The 23,699-nt window shown below is 62.2% G+C and carries 20 protein-coding genes, 3 tRNA genes and 1 pseudogene; 20 read left to right on the top strand and 4 right to left on the bottom strand.

Annotation, left to right across the window (positions count from 1 at the left end; genetic code table 11):
- Window positions 1-51: 51 nt before the first annotated feature.
- From ACA058_RS21235 to ACA058_RS21170, 14 genes and pseudogenes are all read left to right on the top strand, one after another.
- Window positions 52-2,757: a motility hub landmark protein FimV gene (locus ACA058_RS21235; RefSeq protein WP_497635766.1), complete on the top strand. Its 2,706-nt coding sequence runs from the start codon at window positions 52-54 to the stop codon at window positions 2,755-2,757.
- A 300-nt stretch (window positions 2,758-3,057) separates the two neighbouring features.
- Window positions 3,058-3,882, top strand: a complete 825-nt coding sequence (truA, locus tag ACA058_RS21230) for a tRNA pseudouridine(38-40) synthase TruA (RefSeq protein WP_497639980.1) — start codon at window positions 3,058-3,060, stop codon at window positions 3,880-3,882.
- Window positions 3,883-3,945: 63 nt separating this feature from the next.
- A complete protein-coding gene (locus ACA058_RS21225; RefSeq protein ID WP_497635765.1) occupies window positions 3,946-4,572 on the top strand; it encodes a phosphoribosylanthranilate isomerase in 627 nt (208 codons plus the stop codon).
- A gap of 197 nt (window positions 4,573-4,769) precedes the next feature.
- Window positions 4,770-5,690 (top strand): acetyl-CoA carboxylase, carboxyltransferase subunit beta, encoded by a 921-nt coding sequence (gene accD / locus ACA058_RS21220; RefSeq protein WP_497635764.1) that lies wholly within the window; start codon window positions 4,770-4,772, stop codon window positions 5,688-5,690.
- The gene (gene folC, locus ACA058_RS21215; RefSeq protein ID WP_497635763.1) at window positions 5,687-6,994 is read left to right on the top strand and encodes a bifunctional tetrahydrofolate synthase/dihydrofolate synthase; all 1,308 of its coding nucleotides are present in this window, start codon (window positions 5,687-5,689) and stop codon (window positions 6,992-6,994) included. The genes accD and folC overlap by 4 nt, the downstream gene beginning before the upstream one ends.
- Window positions 6,978-7,646 (top strand): SPOR domain-containing protein, encoded by a 669-nt coding sequence (locus tag ACA058_RS21210; RefSeq protein WP_497635762.1) that lies wholly within the window; start codon window positions 6,978-6,980, stop codon window positions 7,644-7,646. The genes folC and ACA058_RS21210 overlap by 17 nt, the downstream gene beginning before the upstream one ends.
- Before the next feature lie 98 nt (window positions 7,647-7,744).
- Window positions 7,745-8,305 (top strand): CvpA family protein, encoded by a 561-nt coding sequence (locus ACA058_RS21205; protein WP_497635761.1) that lies wholly within the window; start codon window positions 7,745-7,747, stop codon window positions 8,303-8,305.
- A gap of 41 nt (window positions 8,306-8,346) precedes the next feature.
- Window positions 8,347-9,852, top strand: a complete 1,506-nt coding sequence (gene purF, locus ACA058_RS21200; RefSeq protein ID WP_020795479.1) for an amidophosphoribosyltransferase — start codon at window positions 8,347-8,349, stop codon at window positions 9,850-9,852.
- Window positions 9,853-9,924: 72 nt separating this feature from the next.
- A complete protein-coding gene (locus ACA058_RS21195; protein ID WP_497635760.1) occupies window positions 9,925-11,136 on the top strand; it encodes an O-succinylhomoserine sulfhydrylase in 1,212 nt (403 codons plus the stop codon).
- The gene (locus ACA058_RS21190) at window positions 11,133-11,906 is read left to right on the top strand and encodes an SDR family oxidoreductase (RefSeq protein WP_497635759.1); all 774 of its coding nucleotides are present in this window, start codon (window positions 11,133-11,135) and stop codon (window positions 11,904-11,906) included. The genes ACA058_RS21195 and ACA058_RS21190 overlap by 4 nt, the downstream gene beginning before the upstream one ends.
- 182 nt (window positions 11,907-12,088) lie before the next feature.
- Window positions 12,089-12,164 (top strand) — tRNA-Val (locus tag ACA058_RS21185).
- A 53-nt stretch (window positions 12,165-12,217) separates the two neighbouring features.
- Window positions 12,218-12,294: transfer RNA gene (locus ACA058_RS21180), tRNA-Asp, on the top strand.
- Between the two features lie 92 nt (window positions 12,295-12,386).
- Window positions 12,387-12,463: transfer RNA gene (locus ACA058_RS21175), tRNA-Asp, on the top strand.
- A gap of 173 nt (window positions 12,464-12,636) precedes the next feature.
- Window positions 12,637-12,720, top strand: a pseudogene (locus tag ACA058_RS21170) (sigma-70 family RNA polymerase sigma factor); the annotation flags it as partial.
- A gap of 282 nt (window positions 12,721-13,002) precedes the next feature.
- Here ACA058_RS21170 and ACA058_RS21165 read toward each other — a convergent pair.
- Complete coding sequence (locus ACA058_RS21165; protein WP_497635758.1) at window positions 13,003-13,170, bottom strand: hypothetical protein; 168 nt, start codon at window positions 13,168-13,170, stop codon at window positions 13,003-13,005.
- On the opposite strand from ACA058_RS21165, the gene ACA058_RS21160 reads away from it, so the two are divergent.
- From ACA058_RS21160 to ACA058_RS21140, 5 genes are all read left to right on the top strand, one after another.
- Entirely contained in the window at window positions 13,169-16,000 is a 2,832-nt protein-coding gene (locus ACA058_RS21160) for a xanthine dehydrogenase family protein molybdopterin-binding subunit (protein ID WP_497635757.1), read from the top strand. The two genes, ACA058_RS21165 and ACA058_RS21160, sit on opposite strands and share 2 nt — an antisense overlap.
- Window positions 15,993-16,532, top strand: a complete 540-nt coding sequence (locus ACA058_RS21155; protein ID WP_007982256.1) for a (2Fe-2S)-binding protein — start codon at window positions 15,993-15,995, stop codon at window positions 16,530-16,532. Before ACA058_RS21160 ends, ACA058_RS21155 begins: the two co-directional genes overlap by 8 nt.
- A 2-nt stretch (window positions 16,533-16,534) precedes the next feature.
- On the top strand, window positions 16,535-17,770 hold the full coding sequence (locus tag ACA058_RS21150) for a c-type cytochrome (protein WP_497635756.1): 1,236 nt from the start codon (window positions 16,535-16,537) through the stop codon (window positions 17,768-17,770).
- A 1-nt stretch (window position 17,771) separates the two neighbouring features.
- Complete coding sequence (locus ACA058_RS21145) at window positions 17,772-18,743, top strand: XdhC family protein (RefSeq protein ID WP_497635755.1); 972 nt, start codon at window positions 17,772-17,774, stop codon at window positions 18,741-18,743.
- Between the two features lie 272 nt (window positions 18,744-19,015).
- Window positions 19,016-19,324: a class I SAM-dependent methyltransferase gene (locus ACA058_RS21140; protein WP_497635754.1), complete on the top strand. Its 309-nt coding sequence runs from the start codon at window positions 19,016-19,018 to the stop codon at window positions 19,322-19,324.
- Window positions 19,325-19,338: 14 nt separating this feature from the next.
- Here ACA058_RS21140 and greB read toward each other — a convergent pair whose 3' ends face one another.
- From greB to ACA058_RS21125, 3 genes are read right to left on the bottom strand one after another with little or no spacing between them, the layout of a single operon-like run.
- Entirely contained in the window at window positions 19,339-19,836 is a 498-nt protein-coding gene (gene greB / locus ACA058_RS21135; RefSeq protein WP_008055293.1) for a transcription elongation factor GreB, read from the bottom strand.
- A gap of 36 nt (window positions 19,837-19,872) precedes the next feature.
- Window positions 19,873-22,377, bottom strand: coding sequence for an ABC transporter permease (locus tag ACA058_RS21130; RefSeq protein WP_497635753.1), 2,505 nt, complete (start codon window positions 22,375-22,377; stop codon window positions 19,873-19,875).
- On the bottom strand, window positions 22,377-23,060 hold the full coding sequence (locus ACA058_RS21125) for an ABC transporter ATP-binding protein (RefSeq protein ID WP_274075396.1): 684 nt from the start codon (window positions 23,058-23,060) through the stop codon (window positions 22,377-22,379). The genes ACA058_RS21130 and ACA058_RS21125 overlap by 1 nt, the downstream gene beginning before the upstream one ends.
- A gap of 10 nt (window positions 23,061-23,070) precedes the next feature.
- Here ACA058_RS21125 and ACA058_RS21120 point away from each other — a divergent pair, with 10 nt between their 5' ends.
- Window positions 23,071-23,676 (top strand): arylesterase, encoded by a 606-nt coding sequence (locus ACA058_RS21120; RefSeq protein WP_497635752.1) that lies wholly within the window; start codon window positions 23,071-23,073, stop codon window positions 23,674-23,676.
- Window positions 23,677-23,699 lie beyond the last annotated feature (23 nt).

The raw sequence follows: 23,699 nt of genomic DNA, 5'->3' as shown, positions 1-23,699 counted from the left end.
CAGCGGCTATCAACCTCGCTGGCCGAGGAATGTAAAAACTAAGGATTAGCTATGGTTCAAGTTCGCAAACTGGTGTTAGCAATAGCGGCCGCCTCGGCGCTGTCCTCCGGTATGGCGCATGCCCTCGGGCTCGGGGAACTGACCCTGAAATCGACGCTGAACCAGCCGCTGGTGGCGGAAATCGAGTTGCTCGACGTCAAGGAACTCACCGCTGCCGAAGTGGTGCCGAGCCTTGCTTCACCTGAAGATTTCGCCAAGGCCGGTGTCGACCGCCAGGCGTTTCTCAACGACCTGACCTTCACCCCGCTGCTCAATGCCAGCGGTAAAAGCATCCTGCGCGTGACCTCCAGCAAACCCCTGACCGAACCGATGGTGAAATTCCTGGTTCAGGTGATGTGGCCCAACGGTCGTCTGCTGCGTGATTACAGCGTGCTGCTCGATCCGTCCAAATTCTCGCCGCAGACCGCTGAAGCGGCTGCGCAATCTGCACCTGTTCAAACCGGTACCACGCCGGTCACCGGTGCGACCAAGCCGTCCGAATACACCACTACGCGGCGCGACACCCTGTGGGAAATCGCCGCGAAGGCGCGTAATGGCGGTTCGATTCAGCAAACCATGCTGGCCATCCAGGCGCTGAACCCGGATGCCTTCATCGATGGCAATATCAACCGGCTCAAAACCGGTCAGGTGTTGCGTCTGCCGGATCAGGTACAAAGCACGAGCTTGGCGCAATCGAAGGCCATCGCCGAAGTGGCTGCACAGAACACCGCCTGGCGTCAGGGTCGTCGTTATGTCGCCAAGCCTGGTACAGGCCAGCAGCAGCTCGATGCCACCAATCGCGGTCGCGGTGAAGCGCCTTCGGCGCAACCCGCTCAAGACAAGCTGAGCCTGGTTTCCGCCGAATCCGGCAAGGCTGGGGGCAAGGGCGCCGCAGGCGATGCCAAGGCCTTGAATAACAAGCTGGCGGTGACCCAGGAAAGTCTCGATACCAAGCGTCGTGACAGCGCTGAGATGAAAAGCCGCATGACCGATCTGCAAAGTCAGATGGACAAGCTGCAACGTCTCATTGAGCTGAAGAACAACCAACTGGCCAAATTGCAGGCCGAAGGTGCGGCGGGAACGCCTGCGGCGACTGCTACCGTTGCAGCGATCCCGGCTGAACTGGCGGCCGATGCTGCAGCAACGCCTGCCGAAGCGCCGGCACCTGCCGAAGCAGCAGCGCCTGCGCCAACCCCGGCTGCAGTGGCGCCTGAAGCGACTCCTGCTCCCGCTCCGGCAGAAACGCCGATCGAACCGACGCCTGCGGTCTCCGACGAGCAGAAGTTCAATGAGTTGCTGACCAATCCGTGGCTGCTGGGTCTGGTGGGTGGCGGGGCCGTGGTGGTGCTGCTGTTGCTGCTGTTGCTGGCCCGTCGCCGCAAAGCCCAGCAGGAAGCCGAGAAACATCTGCGCATGGCCCGCGCCCTGGCCGAAGAGCAGGAATTTCCCTCCGAGCTTGACCTGCCAAAAGGCATCTTCGATGACCTGGAAGAGGTTGAGCAGCCGAGCCCGAAACTTGCCACGGCTCCAGCTCCAACTCCAACTCCAACTCCAACTCCAGCTCCAGCCCCAGCCCCGGTGATTGCCCCGGTCGTGGTCACGCCGCCGATTGCCGCGCCGCTGGTGTCGCCCGCCGCCGAGCATTCCGACGATGTGTTGGGCCGCGCGCAGTCGCACATCGACGGCGGTCGACTGAATCAGGCTGCTACGCTGCTGGAGAAGGGCGTGAAGCAGGAGCCGCAACGCAGCGATTTGCGCCTGAAGCTGATGGAAGTCTACGGTTTGCAGGGTGATCGCGACGCGTTCGTGGTCCAGGAGCGCCAGTTGGTGGCCAACGGCGACAACTATGCCCAGGTAGAAAAACTCAAGAGCCGTTTCCCGGCCATGGCGCTGGTCGCTGCTGGCGGTATTGCCGCTGCCGCCGCCGCTGCCGAGCTGGACGCGCAGTACGTCAAGGACCTGTTGCTCGACGAGCCGCAAGCGCCGGTTGCGGTCGATGACGATTTTGACAGCGCTTTCGACCTGAGTCTGGATGACCTGGAAAACGTAACGCCGGTAACGGTTGCGCCAGCGCCAGCGCCGGAGCCAGAGCCAGAACCAGAACCAGAGCCGGAAACAACCCTGGCCGATCTGGAAGATTTCCCGCTGGACGATGACCTGAGTTTCGACTCGGTCTTGCAGCAACAGACTGAAATCAAGGAAAACCTCGATGACCTGTCGGAGTTCGACCTGGACATGGACCTCGGTGGCGAGCCTTCGCCGGCGATCCTGGCCGAGGACGATTTCCTGCTGAGCCTGGATGAAGACATCAAGGACCTGCCGGCCGCACCAGCGCCGGACGTGCCACAAGTGACCCTGGACGATCTGGAGCTGCCGGCCGATTTCGATTTGTCCCTGGCCGATGAAATGGACGTCCCGGCGCCTGCGCAGGTGGTTACCCCTGAGCTGGATGATCTCAGCGCCGAACTGGAAAGCCTGTCCCAAAGCATCAGCGAGCCAAGATTCACGATAGATGACGCCCTGGCAAGCGTGGATGACGAGCCGGAATTCGATTTCCTGTCCGGTACCGACGAAGTCGCCACCAAGCTCGATCTGGCCCAGGCCTACATCGACATGGGCGACAACGATGGTGCCCGCGACATCCTCAATGAGGTGGTGACCGAAGGCGACGACGGCCAGAAGAGCGAAGCCAAGGAGATGCTTGCGCGCCTGGTTTGAGTGATTGACCGGATGTAAACAAAGCGGCAGCCCATTGAGGCTGCCGTTTTTGTTTGCGGGTGATGCGATGGCGTCTGTGCTGCCGCTATCGCGAGCAGGCTCGCTCCCACAGTGGACCGCGTTTTGCCTGAAGAAATGCGGTCCACTGTGGGAGCGAGCCTGCTCGCGAAGGCGACGTCCGATTCGCCACAGTACCTGCTGTTGTACTGGCGTCCTCGTCTGGCAGCCTTATAATGCCCCCCTTTGCGTACATCAGCAGGCTGTCACTCCTTGGCAAACATAGATAACCCGGCCGCCGAAATGGCGGCCGACGGCTTTTTCCGGATCGCGTTGGGCGTTGAATACAAGGGCTCGCGTTATCGTGGCTGGCAGCGTCAGGCCTCCGGCGTGCTCACGGTGCAGGAAACCCTCGAAAACGCCTTGTCCAAGGTGGCCGACTCTCCCGTTTCGCTGCTTTGCGCCGGGCGTACCGATGCCGGCGTACACGCGTGTGGCCAAGTGGTGCACTTCGACACGCAAGTAGAGCGTTCGATGAAGGCCTGGGTCATGGGTGCCAATATCAATTTGCCGCACGATGTCAGCGTCAGTTGGGCCAAGGTCATGCCGGCGCATTTTCATGCCCGGTTCAAGGCCATTGCCCGGCGCTATCGCTACGTGATCTACAACGACCAGATCCGTCCGGCGCACTTGAACGAAGAAATCACCTGGAACCACCGTCCGCTGGACGTCGAGCGCATGGCTGAAGCCGCCCGGTACCTGGTGGGCACCCACGATTTCAGCGCCTTCCGTGCCGGTCAGTGCCAGGCCAAGTCGCCGATCAAGGAGCTTCATCACCTGCGTGTCACGCGCCACGGCAAGATGATCGTGCTGGATATCCGCGCCAGCGCCTTCCTGCACCACATGGTGCGCAACATTGCCGGCGTGCTGATGACCATCGGTGCCGGCGAGCGTCCGGTGGAGTGGATGAAGGAAGTACTGGAGAGCCGTATTCGTCGTACTGGCGGGGTGACGGCGCATCCGTTCGGCCTGTATCTGGTGCAGGTCGAGTACCGCGACGAGTTCCAATTGCCTGAGCGTTACATCGGCCCACATTTCCTCACCGGTTTCAGCGAACTTGACGGCTGACGCCTTCGAACGCTTTTGTTACCATCCGGGACTTTCTCGGATTTGCCGTGGGGTTTTATCGACATGTCAGCCGTTCGCAGCAAGATTTGCGGGATTACCCGCATGGAAGATGCGTTGGCGGCGGTCGAGGCCGGGGCCGATGCCATCGGCTTTGTGTTCTACGCCAAGAGCCCGCGGGGCGTGACCTTCCAGCAGGCGCGCGCGATCATCAAGGCGTTGCCGCCGTTCGTCACCACCGTGGGCTTGTTCGTCAACGCCAGCCGCTGCGAGCTGGGTGAAATCCTCGACGCCGTGCCGCTGGACCTGCTGCAGTTCCATGGCGATGAAAGTGCAGCGGACTGCGAGGGCTGGCATCGTCCGTACATCAAGGCGCTGCGGGTCAAGGCGGGGGATGATATCGCGGCGGCTTGCGATGCTTATCCGAGTGCCAGCGGTATTTTGCTCGACGCCTATGTCGAAGGCGTTCCCGGTGGAACCGGCCATGCGTTCGACTGGTCATTGATACCGCAAGGCTTGAGCAAACCGATTATCCTGGCGGGTGGACTGACCCCGGAAAACGTCGCCGAGGCGGTGGCGCGGGTTCGACCTTATGCCGTGGATGTCAGCGGCGGGGTAGAGGCGAGCAAGGGCATCAAGGATCACGCAAAGATTCAGGCGTTCATCGACGCGGTACGCGGTACGTTGATGTGACGGCTGGCAGACTGCCGCCGTCCATAACAGCACTTGCACAAAGCAGGCATGGCTGAGGGTTTCTTGGGTTGTACGCAGGTCACATTTCCCCGACCCGGCAATCCATTAATCATCGCCGCACACATGAATTTAGCTCAAGGGCATACACGGGGCTGCGAACCAGAGCGTTCGGGCCGCCGGTACTGGAGAAAGAAAGCATGAGCAACTGGTTGGTAGACAAACTGATCCCTTCGATCATGCGTTCCGAGGTCAAGAAGAGCTCGGTGCCTGAAGGTCTTTGGCACAAATGCCCGTCTTGCGAGGCTGTGCTGTATCGTCCGGAGCTGGAAAAGACCCTGGACGTTTGCCCCAAGTGCAATCACCACATGCGTATCGGCGCGCGCGCGCGTATCGACATTTTCCTCGATACCGAAGGTCGTACCGAGCTGGGCGCTGACCTGGAGCCGGTTGACCGCCTGAAATTCCGCGACGGCAAGAAGTACAAGGATCGCCTGACCGCGGCGCAGAAGCAGACCGGCGAAAAAGATGCGCTGATCTCGATGAGCGGTACCCTGCTGGGCATGCCGGTCGTGGTTTCGGCGTTCGAATTCTCCTTCATGGGCGGCTCGATGGGCGCCATCGTTGGTGAGCGCTTCGTGCGCGCCGCCAACTACGCGCTGGAAAAACGCTGCCCGATGATCTGCTTCTCCGCCTCCGGTGGCGCGCGGATGCAGGAAGCCCTGATCTCGCTGATGCAAATGGCCAAGACCTCCGCGGTGCTGGCGCGTCTGCGTGAAGAAGGCATTCCGTTCATCTCCGTACTGACCGACCCGGTCTACGGCGGTGTTTCCGCCAGCCTGGCGATGCTGGGCGACGTGATCGTCGGCGAGCCCAAAGCCCTGATCGGCTTCGCCGGTCCGCGCGTAATCGAACAAACCGTTCGCGAAAAACTGCCGGAAGGCTTCCAGCGCAGCGAGTTCCTGCTGGAGCACGGCGCGATCGACATGATCATTCACCGTCAGGAACTGCGCCCGCGCCTGGGTAACCTGCTGGCGCAAATGATGGGCCTGCCGACGCCGAAATTCGTCGCTGCGCCAATCGAGCCAATCGTGGTTCCACCGGTACCTGCCAACCTATGACCGAACGTACCCTTGGCGAGTGGCTCGCCTACCTTGAGCAGTTGCACCCTTCGGCCATCGACATGGGCCTTGAGCGCTCGCAGCAGGTAGCGTCCCGCATGGGACTGGGCAAGCCGGCGCCTCGGGTGATCACGGTCACCGGCACCAATGGCAAAGGCTCTACCTGTGCATTCGTGGCTTCATTGCTGCGAGCGCAGGGGCAGAGCGTCGGTGTCTACAGTTCTCCGCACCTGCTGCGTTACAACGAGCGGGTGCAGGTCAATGGCGTCGAAGCCACTGACGCCGAGCTTTGCCAGGCTTTCGCGGCGGTCGAAGCCGGTCGCGGCGACACTTCCCTGACCTATTTCGAGATGGGGACCCTGGCGGCGTTCTGGCTGTTTCAACAGTCCGGGCTCGACGCCGTGGTCCTGGAAGTGGGGCTGGGCGGACGCCTGGACACGGTCAACGTGGTGGACGCCGATATGGCGCTGGTCACCAGCATTGGCGTGGATCATGCGGATTACCTGGGCGATACCCGTGAGTCCGTGGCCTTCGAGAAGGCCGGCATCTTCCGCCAGGGCGCGCCCGCGCTCTGCGGTGACCTGAATCCCCCGCAGCCCCTGCTGGACAAGGCGCGCGAGCTCAATTGCCGGTTTTTCCTGCGTGGACGCGATTTTGACCTGGGTGTTACCGATCACAGCTGGCAATGGCGTGGTGTTGATGCTCAAGGACGTGTAGTTGAGCTGCGCGACCTGCCGTTGCTCGATCTGCCGATGGAAAACGCCGCCCTGGCGCTGCAGGCCTATTTGTTGCTAGGTTTGCCTTGGGTGAGTGCGCAGATTATCCAGGCACTGCAAGCGACGCGGATGGTTGGTCGACTCGATCGCCGGCAGGTCGACTGGCAGGGCAAGCGCCTCAATCTGTTGCTGGATGTGGGGCATAACCCCCACGCCGCAGAGTATCTGGCTCGTCGCCTGGCCAGTCGCCCACCGGCCGGCAAGCGTCTGGCGGTATTCGGATTGCTGGCAGACAAGGATCTGGATGGTGTTGTAGGCGAATTGAGTGCTAGTGTCGAGCACTGGGCTGTCGCGCCGCTGGATTCGCCTCGGGCGCGACCGGTGGCCGACTTGCGCGAGGCGCTGGACAAGCGCGGTGCTTCGGTGACGTCCTATGGCAGCGTGGCCGCCGCTCTGGAAGGGCAGTGTGCACAGGCGACGAGCGACGACGAGATTCTGTTGTTCGGATCATTCTATTGTGTTGCCGAGGCCCTTGAGTGGCTGGCCCGGCGCTCCACGGAGGAAGTGGCAAATGGCATTGCTGGATAAGGCTTACAAGCAGCGCATGGTCGGCGCCCTGGTCCTGGTGGCGCTTGCCGTGATTTTCCTGCCGATGCTGTTTTCCCGCCAGGATGAGCAGCGCCAGGTGACGGTCCAGGCCCCGGCTGCGCCGCAAGCACCGGCGATACCGCAAGTGCAGGTGGAGCCCGTGGTGGTGCCTGAACCGCAAGCCCTGCCGCAGGAGCCCGTGCCGAGCGACGAAGAAATCGCCCAGCAGGAAGCGCCGGTTGCGCCGGTTGCGCCTGTCGCTCCGGCGCCCACCGCCAAGCCGGTCACGCCGCCCCCTGCACCAGCCCCCGTCCCGGCGCTGGCTGCCAAGCCCGCCACAGCGCCGTCGCAGCCGATCAGCGCCGCGCCGGGCAAACCGGATACCAGCCAAAGCCGTGTCGACGCCAATGGCCTGTCGGTCAGTTGGTCGGTGCAACTGGCCAGCCTGGCCAATCGTGAAAGCGCGGAAAAACTGCAGAAAACCCTGCGCAGCCAGGGTTACAATGCCTACATCCGTACTGCCGACGGCAAGAATCGCGTGTTTGTCGGGCCGTTGATCGAGCGTGCAGAGGCCGATCGCCTGCGCGACTTGTTGAATCGCCAGCAGAACCTCAAGGGGTTTGTCGTACGCTTTCAGCCAGAACGTGGCTAAATCTATCGTCACGATTTGAAATGCACTGACAATCGCAGCTTACCGATAAGCATGGGCTCTGCTAAAATGCGCCGCCTTATCCGTCTGTAGGCTGCACTGTGCCATTTACCTGGGTTGACTGGGCGATCGTTGCAATCGTCGCCATCTCCGCTTTGATCAGTCTGAGCCGCGGCTTCGTCAAAGAAGCACTGTCGCTGGTGACCTGGATCATCGCAGGAGCCGTTGCCTGGATGTTCGGTGGCTCATTGTCCGAGTACCTCGCCGGATATATCCAGACCCCATCGGCTCGTGTGATCACGGGCTGCGCCATCATGTTTGTCGCCACGCTGATCGTAGGCGCAATGATCAATTATCTTATCGGCGAGTTGGTTCGCGTCACCGGGCTATCCGGGACCGATCGATTCCTCGGCATGGCTTTCGGCGCAGCGCGTGGCGTATTGCTGGTGGTCGTGGCGGTCGGGCTGTTGAGCCTGGGGCCGGTACAGCAGGACGGGTGGTGGAAAGAGTCCCAACTCGTGCCAAAATTTTTATTGGTCGCCGACTGGTCCAAAAACCTGATTCTCGGGTGGAGCAGTCAGTGGCTTGCCAGCGGTATCAGCGTACCCGTTGATATACCGTTCAAGGAGCAGCTCTTGCCGATGGCCAAAACGCCTCAGTGAGTGTTGTTCAGTTCAGATCCATTAAGTAGGGGTTGCGTCGCATGTGTGGCATCGTCGGTATCGTCGGTAAGTCGAACGTCAATCAGGCGCTGTATGACGCGCTAACCGTCCTCCAGCACCGCGGCCAGGACGCTGCCGGTATCGTGACCAGCCATGATGGCCGGTTATTCCTGCGCAAGGACAACGGCCTGGTGCGTGACGTGTTCCATCAGCGTCACATGCAGCGTCTGGTCGGCCACATGGGCATTGGTCATGTGCGCTACCCGACCGCGGGCAGCTCGACCTCGGCCGAAGCTCAACCGTTTTACGTCAACTCGCCTTACGGCATCACCCTGGCGCACAACGGTAACCTGACCAACGTTGAACAACTGGCCAAGGAGATTTACGAATCTGACCTGCGCCACGTCAACACCAGCTCCGATTCGGAAGTACTGCTGAACGTGTTCGCACACGAGCTGGCCCAGCGCGGCAAGCTGCAGCCGACCGAAGAAGACGTGTTCGCTGCCGTCACCGACGTGCACAACCGTTGCGTCGGTGGCTACGCGGTAGTGGCCATGGTGACCGGCTACGGCATCGTCGGTTTCCGCGACCCGCACGGCATCCGTCCGATCGTGTTCGGCCAGCGTCACACCGACGAAGGCGTCGAGTACATGATCGCCTCCGAGAGCGTGTCCCTGGACGTGCTCGGTTTCACCCTGATTCGCGACCTGGCCCCGGGTGAAGCGGTCTACATCACCGAAGACGGCAAGCTGCACACCCGTCAGTGCGCGACCAACCCGTCCCTGACCCCGTGCATCTTCGAACACGTCTACCTGGCGCGTCCGGACTCGATCATCGACGGTGTGTCGGTGTACAAGGCCCGCCTGCGCATGGGCGAGAAGCTCGCCGAGAAGATTCTGCGCGAACGTCCTGATCACGACATCGACGTGGTCATCCCGATTCCGGACACCAGCCGCACCGCGGCCCTGGAGCTGGCGAACCACCTGGGCGTGAAGTTCCGCGAAGGTTTCGTGAAGAACCGCTACATCGGCCGGACCTTCATCATGCCGGGCCAGGCTGCGCGGAAAAAATCCGTACGCCAGAAGCTCAATGCCATCGAGCTGGAATTCCGCGGCAAGAATGTGATGCTGGTGGACGACTCCATCGTGCGCGGCACCACCTGCAAGCAGATCATCCAGATGGCGCGCGAAGCGGGCGCCAAGAACGTGTACTTCTGCTCCGCGGCCCCGGCCGTGCGTTTCCCGAACGTCTACGGCATCGACATGCCGAGCGCCCACGAGCTGATCGCCCACAACCGTTCGACCCAGGACGTTGCGGACCTGATCGGTGCCGACTGGCTGATCTATCAGGACCTGCCTGACTTGATCGAAGCGGTCGGTGGCGGCAAGATCAAGATCGACAAGTTCGATTGCGCGGTGTTCGACGGCCAGTACGTCACCGGCGACGTCGACGAGGCTTACCTGAACAAGATCGAGCAGGCGCGTAACGATGCCTCCAAGGTCAAGACCCAGGCAGTCAGTGCGATCATCGATCTGTACAACAACTGATTTCTACCGGCCCTGAGGGGCCGGTTTTGTATCCGGCTTTTAATTTACGAGAATAGGGAAAGGAGTGACAGCATGAGTCAGGATTGGGATGCCGGTCGGTTGGACAGCGACCTCGACGGCGTAGCGTTCGATACCCTGGCCGTACGTGCCGGTCAGCACCGTACGCCGGAAGGCGAACACGGTGATCCGATGTTCTTCACTTCCAGCTATGTCTTCCGCACCGCCGCCGATGCGGCCGCGCGTTTTGCCGGGGAAGTGCCGGGTAACGTCTACTCGCGCTACACCAACCCGACAGTGCGTGCCTTCGAAGAGCGCATTGCCGCCCTGGAAAGCGCTGAGCAAGCCGTGGCCACCGCCACCGGCATGGCCGCGATCATGGCCGTGGTGATGAGCCTGTGCAGTGCCGGCGATCACGTGCTGGTGTCGCGTAGCGTGTTCGGCTCGACCATCAGCCTGTTCGAGAAGTACTTCAAGCGCTTCGGCATCGAAGTCGACTACGTGCCCCTGGCGGACTTGTCCGGCTGGGATGCGGCGATCAAGGCCAACACCAAATTGCTGTTCGTCGAATCGCCGTCCAACCCGCTGGCGGAACTGGTGGACATCGCGGAACTTGCGAAAATCGCCCATGCCAAGGGCGCGATGCTGGTGGTCGACAACTGCTTCTGCACCCCGGCGCTGCAACAGCCCCTGAAATTGGGCGCGGACATCGTCGTGCACTCGGCGACCAAGTTCATCGACGGCCAGGGCCGTTGCATGGGCGGTGTCGTGGCCGGGCGCAGCGAGCAGATGAAAGAAGTGGTCGGCTTCCTGCGGACCGCCGGGCCGACCCTGAGCCCGTTCAACGCCTGGATCTTCCTCAAGGGCCTGGAAACCCTAAACCTGCGGATGAAGGCCCATTGCGCCAACGCCCAGCAACTGGCCGAATGGCTGGAGCAGCAGGACGGCATCGAGAAAGTCCATTACGCCGGTCTCAAGAGCCATCCGCAGCACGAGCTGGCCCTGCGTCAGCAGAAGGGCTTCGGTGCGGTGGTGAGTTTCGAGGTCAAGGGCGGCAAAGAGGGCGCCTGGCGCTTTATCGATGCCACCCGTCTGATTTCGATCACCGCCAACCTGGGCGACAGTAAAACCACCATCACCCACCCAAGCACCACCTCCCATGGCCGCCTGGCGCCGCAGGAGCGTGAGGCCGCGGGCATTCGTGACAGCCTGATCCGCATCGCGGTCGGCCTTGAAGACGTGGCAGACCTGCAAGCCGACCTGGCGCGCGGGTTGGCTGCCTTGTGATCGAGTTGTCCACGCCACTGGGTTCCAATGGCCGCGTTGCACTGGTGACCGGTGCGGCGCGGGGCATCGGCCTGGGTATTGCGGCCTGGTTGATCAGTGAAGGCTGGCAAGTGGTGCTGACGGACCTGGACCGGGCGCGTGGCTCGAAGGTGGCGAAGGTGCTTGGCGACAACGCCTGGTTCATCGCCATGGACGTCTCGAACGAAGGGCAGGTGGCGCTGGGTGTTGCCGAGGTGCTGGGGCAGTTCGGGCGCCTGGATGCGCTGGTGTGCAATGCGGCGGTTGCCGATCCGCATAACATCACCCTGGAAAGCCTCGACCTGGCTTACTGGAACCGGGTGCTGGCGGTGAACCTCAGTGGGCCGATGCTGTTGGCCAAGCACTGTGCGCCGTACCTGCGGGCGCATAGCGGGGCGATCGTCAACCTGGCCTCGACCCGCGCCGGGCAGTCCGAACCCGACACCGAGGCCTATGCCGCGAGCAAGGGCGGTCTGCTGGCCTTGACTCACGCACTGGCTATCAGCCTTGGCCCGGAGATTCGGGTCAATGCGGTCAGCCCCGGCTGGATCGATGCGCGGGACCCTTCCGTGCGCCGTGCCGAGCCGCTGACCGATGCAGACCATGCCCAGCATCCGGCGGGCAGGGTAGGGACGGTCGAGGACGTGGCGGCGATGGTGGCCTGGCTGCTGTCGAAGAACGCCGGTTTTGTCACGGGTCAGGAGTTCGTGGTGGACGGCGGCATGACCAAGAAGATGATTTACGAGCAGTGAGGGGCAGCTTCAAGCTTCAAGCTGCAAGTAAAAGCAGACTGTGCCATGCCTGCTTACGCAGTCCCGCTCTTCTCTTGCCGCTTGAAGCTTGCCGCTAAAAGCTGTTTTTGAAAAAAACTTCAATCCTGCTATTGACTTAGGTTCGCTACCTGCGTAAATTTCGCGGCCTCGGAGATGCAAACGGGTGATTAGCTCAGCTGGGAGAGCGTCTGCCTTACAAGCAGAATGTCGGCGGTTCGATCCCGTCATCACCCACCACTCCCGAGAAGCTTGCGAAAGCAAGAGGTAGGCTGAAATGCCTCCACCGACGCGCAGCGGTAGTTCAGTCGGTTAGAATACCGGCCTGTCACGCCGGGGGTCGCGGGTTCGAGTCCCGTCCGCTGCGCCATATTTTACGAATCGGATTTGTTCGGTTCGCGATTGAAAAGCACCGAAGCTTTCAATCAAGCGAGTTAATTGAGCGTCAGCTCAAAGCGATACGCAGCGGTAGTTCAGTCGGTTAGAATACCGGCCTGTCACGCCGGGGGTCGCGGGTTCGAGTCCCGTCCGCTGCGCCATATCTGCCCCGAGGCCCACTGAACGCCTTGGAGCTACGAAGAAAGCCGCTGGTTTACTTCGAGTCGATAGCAAAGACCCTGGTCGAAAGGCCGGGGTTTTTTGTGTCTGGAATTTGGCTTTTCTCCTCTATGACGCCTCCCGTCCAATCTTTCTGCGCATCTGCTGCATAAAGCATCTGCTGACGGTAGGCAAACGCCTGCTGAGCTACCAGCGTCGCAGTCTTGAACAGGCCAACCTGAGTGCGTTGGCGTCCCTGCACTCATGAAACACCAGAGCGAATACCAGCCGAATATAAGGCTGCAGGGTTCCCCTGCAACATAGAATCTCCCACAGGGAGATTTGTGCTGTTCATTGAATCTATGCAACAACGCAAAACCAGTGTGGGAGCGAGCTTGCTCGCGATAGCGGCATAAGCGACACCGCAAGGCTCAGCCTTGGAAGTACACCGCATGGGTATGGGTGTACTCATACACCCCGTGCTTGCCATCCGCTCCACCAATCTGCTGCGTCGAAAAGCCCCGGTTTTTTGATTTCTTGGTCAGTTTTTGTTTTCCGCGAGCGCATAAACCTTTAAAGTTAACCTTTCGGTCAGCTTTGCACTGTCATCACAGCCCTTTGCACCGTCAAAAAGGGCTTCTGCAAGACTCGAGATTTCCAGAACATAACCAGAAGGGCGGCCCCCATGACCGCCCAGAGGATGATCCATGTCCAACCGTGAAATATCCCGGCGCTCATTCCTTCAGGGCGGGCTGGTGGCGGGTGTGAGCGTGACGCTTACACCGCTCAGCAGTCAGGCGCTGGCAGCCTTGATGGAAAACAGCGTCACTGTGCCGTCCGAGCAATGGCTGGGCAACAACGGCAAGGCGCGCGCCCGTAACGATGCCTTGTCCAAGGTCTGCGGCAGCAAGGTCTTTGCCCGCGACATCCGTGCCAAGGACATGCCGGGCTGGCCACAGCAGCAAGGCCACGCCATGCTGCTGAAAACCATCAAGGCCGACCGCATCTACGCAGGTGTAGACCTGTCGTGGCTCGGCGCCGAATTGCAGCCGGACCGCATCGTCACCGCCGAAGACCTGGTCAAGGACGGCATCGTCTTCCCGGAAGAACACGCCCCCGATCCACTGTTGCCGGCCGGCAAGGTGCCGATGTTCATCGGCCACCCGGTGGCGATCCTGATCTGGAACGACTTCGAGCGCTTCCGCCAGGCCAAGGCCCAGCTCAAGTTCAATGACAAAGCAATCCGCTATGGCGATAAAGCGCCGTTCTACGAAGGCGACCCGTACGGCAGCTTCCGCTACGTGCGTGTCGGCGGTGCGACCTCGGCCGACGAAGACGAATTCGCCAGCCTCAAGGATTCGATCCTGTTCCCGATGCTGCGCAACCGCCGTCCGGTATGGGATTCCCAACCGAACCTGCACGGCAACCTGACCGAGCGCGGCTTGTTCTACGCCGAGCGCATGAAGCAGCAGATCGATACGCCGCCAGACAACTGGCTGGTGTTCGACGAGCGCTACAAGACCCCGTCGATCGAACCCGCTGCGATGGAGCCGGACAACGGCAACGGCTGGTACGACCCGGCGACCAAGACCCTGCACTTTGTCGTTGCGACGCAGTGCCCGCTGGAGACCGCGACCGAGACCGCGAAGATGATCGCGCCGTCACGTTTCGGCCTGGCCAACCTGAACATGCACCCCGGCTACACCGTGGGCTACGGCTCCAAGGACCACAACATTTTTGTGTACTACGCGGCGCTTGCGGCGTTGTACGGCGCCGGTGTGCCGGTACGCCTGGCCAACGATCGCTACGAGCAATTCCAGAGTGGCATCAAGCGTCACCCGTTCGACATCCGTTATCAATTGGCGGTGGACAAGACCGACCACAGCTTCAAGATCTTCCGCGCCGAGATGAGCGTCGATGGCGGCGGACGGGTCAACTACAGCCCGTCGGTGGCGGCAGTAGGCGCCACGGCGGCGCAGTCGATCTACTACATGCCGCAGAACGATCTGCAGGTCACCGCCTATCACTCGCGCGCGGTCGAAGCCGGGTCGATGCGAGGCTACGGCACGCTGCAGAGCATGGCGTCCACCGAGATGATGGTCGATGAAATTGCCGATCGCCTCGGTGTCGATGCCATTGAACTTCGGCGCAAGAATGCCCTGCGTTCGGGCATGAAAAACACCCAGGGCGCGGTCCCGGCCGGTGCCTTGCGCCTGCACGAAATTCTCGACAAGGCTGCGGTCAACGAAGTCTGGAAAAACCGCAACGCGATCAAGCAACAACGCGAAGCGGCGGACCCGGACCACTGGTATGGCGTCGGTTTCGCCATCTGCCAGAAAGACTTCGGCACCGGTTCCGAAGCACCCATGGCCAGCATCGAATACACCGTTGATGGCCGCATCACCCTGCGCCACATCGGTATCGAAATCGGTACCGGCATGTCCACCTCACAGGCGATGGTGGTGGCCGATTTCCTCGGCAACCCGGCGCACGAAGTGAAGACCGGCGAAACCGAGTGGAAGGAGTTGCAGCTGATCAGCGGCGGCAACCCGTACATCATGAGCCAGGCCGAGCAGGACAACTTCCTGCGCAATCCGCGCTGGGTCGGCAAGGTCGCGTCGGCGTCGTCGGCGACCAACTCCGCCTACTACTTCAGCCACGCCACCCGTGAAGCGGCGCGTGTGCTGTTCAACCACGGCCTGTGGCCGGCGGCGCTGGAGATCTGGCGCCAAGGCCCCTATGGCGGCCAGGCCAACCCTTACGTGGTGCGCCGCGAAGACGCCCATTGGGTCGATGGCAAACTCACCGCCAACGGCATGGAACCCTTGCCGTTCGCCGTGCTGGCCAAACGTGCCCACGAGCGCGGCCTGGTCACCGGTGCCACGGTGCACGGCTTCAACCGCTGGAGCTGGGCCGAGGCCGAGTACAGCATCGACGGCGTGCGTGAACGTCTGCCGCTCGATGGCCTGGCGGTCAAGTACGGCGACGGTGCGCCGAAGGCGAAGAAAGCGCAAATGAACAGCGCCGGTTTCCATCTGCTGGTTCGGCAGAACATCGCCTACCCGCCAACCCAGTTGAACAACGCGGCAGTGACCTACTACAGCCCGGTGGCGACGCTGGTGGAAGTGAAAGTGAACAAGGGCTCGGCCGAAGTGCAAGTGCTCAACCACCACTCGTGGGTCGAGTGCGGCCGGGTGCTGGTGCCGGAACTGGTCAAGGGCCAGCTCGAAGGCGGCATCGCCATGGGCATCGGCCATGCCTTGATGGAAGAAATGCCGCTGTACGAAGGCGGGCCGGGGGAGGGCGACTGGAACTTCAACCGTTACCGCTTGCCGATGGCGCGGCACGTGGCGGTGTGGAAACAGACCGCGGAAATCCTGCCGCCGCTGTCGCCGAGCGATCCGTCCAAGGGCATCGCCGAGGTGGTGATGATCCCGGTGGTCGGTGCCATCGGCAACGCCGTGGCCCACGCCATCGGCAAACGTGTCCGCGACCTGCCTATCACTTCTGCACGCATCAAGGAGGCCCTCAATGGCTAACCGTCCGCTTCAACTGACCCTCAACGGTCAATCCGTCGGCCCGGTGGACATCCCTGATGACCTGCCGATGATCGACTACCTGCACGAATACAAAAACCTCACCGGCTCGCGGCTGGGCTGTGGCCAGGGCATCTGCCACGCCTGTGTGGTGATCGTCGACAACCCCGACGGCACCAGCGAAGAAGTGCGCACCTGCATCACCGGCGCGCACTATTTCGAAGGCAAGAAAGTACGGACCATCGAAGGTCATGCGACCCGTGACGAGCAGGGCAAGGTCACCGAGCTGAACCCGATCCAGCAGCGCTTCGTCGACGAATTCGCCTTCCAGTGCAGCTACTGCGCACCGGGTTTTGTCAATGCCGCGACGGTGCTGGTGGAAAAACTGCAACGTCAGCCGATCGTCAAGAGCCAGCTGGAAAAAGTCATCGAGGACAGCCTCGGTCATCACATCTGCCGTTGCACCGGGTACGTGCGCTACTACAGCGCCACGCGCAACGTGCTGACCGATCTCGGCCTGGTCAAGGAGGGTTAAGCATGAAGCATCTACTTACCCGCCTGACGCTGGCGGTCGGCCTGGCTGCGCCTGTGTTGCTGGCGCAGGCGGATGATCAGGTTGTTCGTGGGGCTTACCTGGCCCGCGCCGCTGACTGTATGGCTTGTCATACCGCGCCGGGTGGCGCGCCCTATGCCGGTGGGCTGCCGATCGTCTCGCCGTTCGGTACGATCTACGGCACCAACATCACTCCGAGCAAAGAGCACGGCATCGGCCTGTACAACGATGACGAGTTCTTCGCTGCGCTCACCGAAGGCAAGCGTCGTGATGGCGCCAACCTGTACCCGGCGATGCCGTACACCTCGTATCACCTGATGCCGCGTGAGGATTCCGACGCGATTCACGCCTACCTGAAAACCGTCGAGCCGATTGAACGTGCCGCGCCAGTCACAAGCCTGAGCTTTCCGTTCAACGTGCGCCTGGGCCTGATGGGCTGGAACATGATGTACGGCAAGGACGTGAAGCTGGCGCCGGCCGAAGGCAAAAGCGAAGCCTGGAAACGCGGCCAGTACATGGTCGACGTGCTCGGTCACTGCGGCGAATGCCACACCCCACGTGGCTTGCCTGGTGCTATGCAGCAGGACAAGCGCATGACCGGCGGCATCCTCAATGGTTATCTGGCCCCGAGCCTGCTGGCCACTGATTTGGCTGCCCGCGGCTGGAATCATCAGGACCTGAGTTCGTTCCTCAAGCACGGCATGAGCGCCCAAGGCACCATGTTCAACGAGATGTTCCCGGTGTTCCACAACAGCACCCAGGGCCTCAACGATCCGGACCTGGCGGCGATGGCGACCTTCCTGCTCGGCGACCAGCCACCGGCGGCGAAAGTGCTGACCGACGTGCCACTGGACCAGCTCAGTGCCAGCGCGCAGCGCGGGCGTCAGGACTACCTGAACGTCTGTGCCGGTTGCCACGCGCCAGGTGGCGAAGGCAAACCGCACATCGCCGTGGCCATGCGCGGCAATACCACCTTGCGCCTGGAAGATCCGCGCAACCTGGTGCGGGTGATCGACGATGGCATCGGCGAACAGAAGTTCGCAGGCTTCGAACACATGCAACCCATGCCGGGTTTCGCGCAGAAGCTCACCGACGAGCAGCTTGCGGATTTGTTGAACTACCTGCGCCAAGGGTGGGGCGGTCAGCCGGGTGATCTGGCCTTGAGCGATGTGCAGAAGCTGCGGGCCGATGCGCCGCCGCTCGAGCACAAGGCGCACTGACATGCAGCATCTGGATCTGCAAGTGGTGCGGCGGGCGCTGGCGTGGTCGGCGGCCGGGCAGCGTGTCTGGCTGTGCAGCGTACTCGCCACTTACGGCTCGGCGCCGCGTGCGCCGGGTTCGTTACTGGCGGTGAATGCTGAAGGGCAGTGGATCGGCTCGCTGTCCGGCGGGTGTGTCGAGGAGGACTTCCTCGAGCGCGTCGCCGAAGGGGCATTCGAGCAAGCGGTCAGCGTCGTGCGCTACGGCGAAGGCGATGACCCGCGCTCGCGAGTCAGCCTGCCCTGCGGTGGCGTGCTCGATGTGCTGGTGGAAAAACTTGAGCCTGTCTGCGAGGTGCAGGCGCATCTGCGGGAGCTGGAGTCGGCGCTGTTGGGTCGACGTCGGCTGATCCGTGAAGTCGACCTGGCCAGCGGCGCGCGCAACCTGTTCGATGATCGCGAGCAGGGCGTGCGCGTCGAACGCGAGATCGATCGCGTCAGGCTGCGCATCGGCGCGGCGCAGCGCCTGTTGCTGGCCGGGTATTCCAGTGTGGCGCAGGCCTGCGCGGAGTTTGCCGTGGGCCTGGGCTTCGAGGTGATTCTTTGCGATCCGCGGGACGAAGTACTGGAAGGCGTGGTGCTGGACAACGTGGAGATTCGTCGTCAATTGCCATCGGTGTTCATCGCCGACGGCGGCTGCCATAGCGACACGGCGGTGGTGGCGCTGACCCACGATCCGCGCATCGATGACCTGGCAATGATGGAAGCGGTGCGTACCGACGCGTTCTACATCGGCGTGATGGGTTCCCTGCAGACTTCGCAAAAGCGCTTCGAGCGGCTGCGGCGCATTGGTGGGCTGGGGGAGGCGGAACTGGCGCGGATCCATGCGCCCATCGGGCTGAATCTGGGCAGCAAGACCCCGGCGGAAATCGCCTTGGCGGTGCTCGCCGATATCCTGCGAATTCGCAGTGGGATCGCTCGCGATCGACTTTGAAGCGGCCCCGATCAGGGGCAAGGCTTGTTTTAAACGAGGCTCGTCGCTTGATTGGACGAGCCTTTTTTGTTGTGCGTCATTCTTGACACTGTCCGGTCAGCTTCTCTAGGATGCTGCTCATGCGCCGATTTAAACAGCTACTTGCGGGGCGCCAGGTGACTTATTCAGTTGCCGACAGAAGCTTGAAGCAGGCTTCGAAATACCGCTAAAGCGCTGGTTCGGTGTTGCCTCTCACCTGCCATGCAGACTTTTTGAGGCAGAGACACGACACGATGAATGCACTAAGCCCCGTTGTACGTCCCGCGCCGATCACGGCACATCTCACCCAGCGCAATCCAAAAATCCTGCTTGGCGGTAAACATCAGCCGACGCTGCTGCGTTACCTCGATGGTTGGCCACGTCGTACCGGTGGGCCGGCAGCTTTCCTGATCCAGTTTGTCGAAGACGGTGAATCCCTGGCGCGCTTTGCCGCGGACAGTTTCGATCTGGCAGTGATTCAGTCGCCGAGCGTCGAAGACGCCGCTGAAATGATCAGGCAACTGACCCGCGTTGCCCGGCAAGGGCTGATCACCCGTCGCTGAGGCACGCTGAGGCCTCAGGGATAGTCGATCGCCACGATGTACACACATTGCTCCCCCGTCGGTGTCTGGACCCGTACTTCGGCGTCCAGTGCCTTGCCGATCAGGGCACGGGCCAATGGCGAGTCGATGCTGATCAGGCCCTGTTTCAAGTCCAGTTCATCCGGGCCGACGATGCGATAGCGTGATTGCTTGCCATCCTCGTCCTCGATGGTCACCCAGGCGCCAAAATAGACTTTGTTCGGATCGCTGGGCTTTTCGCTGACGACCTTGAGGGCTTCCAGGCGTTTGGTCAGGAAGCGCACGCGACTGTCGATTTCGCGCAGCATTTTTTTGCCGTAGGTGTACTCGGCGTTTTCCGAACGATCGCCCTGGGCTGCCGCTTCGCTGACCGCTTGCGTCACTTGGGGGCGGCGTACGTGCCACAGTTCATGAAACTCGGCGCGCATCCGCGCTTCACCTTCGGGGGTGATCAGCGCGGTACCGGCGGTACGGGGAGGGCGATAACGGCTCATGGCAACTTTTCTTCGAGTCAGGAGCGCTTGAGTCTATCAACCCTCGCGCAGGACTGTCAGGGGGCTGGCGTTCAAGGCACGCCGGGTGCCGAACACGCCGGCGCCGCCGATCAGCACGGCGCCGATCAGTGGCAGTACCAATAGCCACGGATGCGGATGCCAGGGCAGGTCAAAGGCGTAACGGTAGAGCACCAGGCTGACGACTTCCGAACCCAGTGCCGCGAGCAAGCCGCTGACCGCACCCAGCAACCCGAACTCGATCCGTCGCGCCTTCACCAGCAATTGCCGTTCGGCCCCCAACGCTCGCAACAGGGCGCCCTGGCGGATGCGTTCATCCAGGGTCGCCTGCAGACCGGAGAACAGCACCGCCATTCCCGCCGCCAGGACAAACAGCAGCACGTACTCCACCGCCAGGGTGACCTGGGCGAGGATGCTGCGCAGTTGCGCCAGCAGTGCTTCGACTTGCAGGATCGTCACCGCCGGAAAACTGCGCGACAGGTCGACGATCTGCTGGTCATGCCCCGCCGCCAGATAGAAGCTGGTCAGGTAGGTCGCCGGTAAATCCTTCAGGGTGCCGGGCTGGAAGATCATGAAGAAGTTCGGCTGGAAGTTGTCCCAGTTGATCTCCCGCAGGCTGGTGACTTTCGCCTCGCGATTGGCGCCGCCCACAGTAAAGACCAGGTGATCGCCGAGCTTGAGCTTCAGGCTTTCGGCGACCTTGCCCTCTACCGACACACCGGGGATTTCATCCGGCGGTTGCTCTGGCCACCAATTGCCGGCGGTGATCTTGTTGTCTGCGGGCAGGTCCGCCGCCCAGGTCAGGCTCAGGTCACGCTGGATCGCCCGGTCACCCGCCGACTCCTTGGTGACGATTTGCTGCACCGGTTCGCCATTGATGCTGATCAGGCGCCCCGGCACAACCGGGTACAGCGGCGCGGACTGCGCCGACAACGAGATCAGGCGATCTGTGAACGCCTGTTTGTCCGCGGGCAGGATGTTCAGGGCGAAATAGTTAGGGGCGTTTTTCGGTAACTGGTTTTGCCAGGTATCCAGCAACTCGCCACGCAGCAGGGCGATCAACGCCATCGACAGCAGGATCAGGCCGAATGCCAGGGACTGCCCGGCGGCTGCCAACGGATGGCGCAGCAATTGGCCAAGCCCCAGGCGCCAAGGTAGGGAGGCACGGGCCAGCATGCGTCGCAGGCTTTTCAACAGCAGTAACAGCAGGGCGCCCAGTACCAGTGCCGCGACTACGCCGCCACCGAGCAGGGCGAAGGTCAATAACAGGTCCAGGCTCAGGCGCCACATGATCAGCCCAAGGGCACCCAATGCGGCGCCGTAGACCATCCAGGTGCTGGAAGGAATCGGCAGCAGGTCCCGCCGCAGCACCCGCAAGGGTGGAACCCGACCCAACGCCGCCAGCGGCGGCAGGGCAAAACCGGCCAAGGCCACCAGTCCGGTGCCGATACCGGCGATGGCCGGGAACAGGCCGCCCGGTGGCACGTCGGTCGGCAGCAAGTCAGACAGCAGGGCAAACAGTCCCAGTTGCGCCAGCCAGCCGATGGCGGCGCCAATGAGGCTGGCGAGCAGGCCGAGCACGGTCAGCTGCAGACTGAACAGCACCATGGTTTCCCGACGGGACAGGCCGAGGCAACGCAACAGCGCGCTGGCATCGAAGCGGCGGGTGGCGAAGCGGGTCGCCGACAACGCCACGGCCACCCCGGCCAGCAGCACCGCCACCAGGCTGGCCATGTTCAGATAGCGCTCGGCCTTGCCCAGCGCGCCGCCGATCTGCCGGTTGCCATCGCGGGCATCCTGGATGCGCTGGTTGGCGGCCAAGCCGGGTTTGATCAGTTGACGATAGGTTTCCAGGGCCGAGGCATCGCCGCGCCAGAGCTCACGGTAGCTGACCCGACTGCCGGGTTGCACCACGCCAGTCGCTTCCAGGTCACTGAGGTTGATCAACACCCGCGGCGTCAGGCTGTAGAAGTTGCCGGCGCGGTCGGGTTCGTAGGTCAGCACCCGTGCCAGCTTCAGGGTTTTCATGCCGACATCGATGCTGTCGCCGATCTTCAAGTCCAGCGCCGTCAGCAACCGAGCTTCGACCCAGGCCTCACCGGGTTTCGGCCCGCCGCCGGGTTCTTCCGGAGCGAAAGGCGCAGGGGCGCTTTTCAGTTCGCCGCGCAGGGGGTAGACGCTATCGGCCGCCTTGATGCTGGACAACTGGATGCCGTTGTCCGTGGCGATGACACTGGAAAACTCCACCACCTGGGCGTGCTCGAGGCCCAGCTCGGTGCCGCTTCTTACTTGCTCCGGGCGCGCTGGCGAGCTGCCTTCGAGCAGCAGGTCGGCACCGAGAAACTCGGTGGCGCGCAACATCATCGCGCCATTCAGGCGCGCACCGAAGTAGCCGATGGCGGTACTGGCGGCCACAGCGACCACGAGGGCAAAAAACAGCACGCGCAGTTCACCGGCGCGGGCATCGCGCAACAGTTGACGGACGGCGAGACTGAACAGGCGCAACAGCGGCAGGCGTGCCATCAAGGCTCCAGGGGGGCGACCAGCAGGCCGGCTTCAAGACGGATCAGGCGCCGGCAGCGGTGTGCCAGGCGTTCATCGTGAGTCACCAGCACCAGGGTCGTGCCGCGTTCCTGGTTGAGTTCGAATAGCAGGTCGCTGATGCGCTCGCCGGTATGGCTGTCGAGGTTGCCGGTGGGCTCGTCGGCGAACAGCACATCGGGTTCGGCGGCAAACGCGCGGGCAATCGCCACGCGCTGCTGTTCACCGCCGGAGAGCTGGCGTGGCGAGTGGGTCAGGCGTTGCCCAAGGCCGACCCGCTGCAACAGCTCGGTGGCACGGCCGCGGGCGTCCTGGCGGCCATCGAGCTCCAGTGGCAGCATGACGTTTTCCAGGGCGTTGAGACTGTCGAGCAGTTGGAATGACTGGAAGACGAAGCCCACATGTTCAGCGCGGATGCGTGCACGCTGGTCTTCGTCGAGATTGCTCAGGCCCTGGCCGGCGAGGGTGACTTCACCGCTGCTCGGCAAGTCGAGGCCGGCGAGCAGGCCCAGCAGGGTGGATTTCCCGGAACCGGAGGCGCCGACGATGGCCAGACTGTCGCCCTTGTTCAGTTCCAGGCTGAGTTCGTGCAGGATGGTCAGTTCACCTTCCGCGCTGGGAACCACTTTGCTAAGGTTCTTCGCGGTGAGAATGCTTGCGCCCATGGAGAATCCGATGCGTGTGTGGTTTTTGAGTGCTGGCCTGGCCTTGATATGCATGGCCCAGAACGCAGCGGCGGGTACAGTCCTGATCGTTGGCGATAGTATCAGCGCCGGTTTCGGACTGGATACCCGGTTGGGGTGGGTGTCGTTGCTCGAGCAGCGGCTCAAGCGTGAAGGTTTCGACGATAAGGTGGTCAATGCGTCTATCAGCGGCGACACCAGTGCCGGAGGCCAGGCACGCCTGCCGGCGCTGCTTGCAGAGCATAAGCCGGAGTTGGTGATCCTAGAGTTGGGGGGCAATGACGGCCTGCGCGGCTTGCTGCCAACACAATTGCAACAAAATCTTGCGTCGATGATTCAGCAGTCGCAGGAGGCGGGCGCCAAAGTGCTGCTGCTGGGCATGCAATTGCCGCCCAATTATGGCGTGCGCTACACCAAGGCTTTCGCCGAGGTCTACACCGACCTGGCCAATGAGAAAAACATCCCGCTGGTACCGTTTTTCCTCGACGGCGTGGGCGGTCATCCGGACTTGATGCAGGCCGATGGCATTCACCCGGCAGCCGGGGCTCAGGACAAGTTGCTGGAAAATGTCTGGCCTACGCTAAAACCGCTGTTATGACACTTTTCTAGGAGCAGGCTTTC

Source organism: Pseudomonas sp. LBUM1649 (assembly GCF_059716155.1).
This window is presented reverse-complemented; position numbering and strand designations above follow the sequence as displayed.